The sequence below is a fragment of the Flavihumibacter cheonanensis genome (assembly GCF_022352215.1).
GTDB lineage: Bacteria > Bacteroidota > Bacteroidia > Chitinophagales > Chitinophagaceae > Flavihumibacter > Flavihumibacter cheonanensis.
Window position 1 is genome coordinate 1 of the sequence record NZ_JAKRWF010000142.1, and the last position, 285, is coordinate 285.

A 285-nucleotide genomic window follows, 5' to 3' on the forward strand; every position below is an offset into this window, starting at 1 on the left:
GAGCGGTGCAATGGGAAAGAGGTGAAAGGGGGCGAAGGCGAGCGGCAGCAGCGCACCTGCCAGCAGGGCGAGCAGGTCGCCCCGCCAGCCCGATTCAAACCAGCGGTTTGACATCGTGCTCCTCGTCGCCAAACCCCTCTTCGGCGGTGAGCGGCACCACATCGAGCAGATAGATGCGGCGGTTGTCGCAGCGCGCGACAGTAAAACGGAAGCCGTCGACGTCGACCGTCTCACCGCGCTTGGGCATGTGGCCCAGCGCGCTCATCACCAGCCCGGCGACGGTAT

At 66.0% G+C, this 285-nt stretch carries 1 protein-coding gene; it reads right to left on the reverse strand.

Features of this window, described 5'->3' with window-relative positions; translation table 11 throughout:
• Positions 1-94: 94 nt before the first annotated feature.
• Positions 95-285 (reverse strand): HlyC/CorC family transporter associated domain-containing protein (locus tag MD536_RS21445; RefSeq protein ID WP_317208155.1); only part of this gene is annotated, 191 nt, incomplete at its 5' end.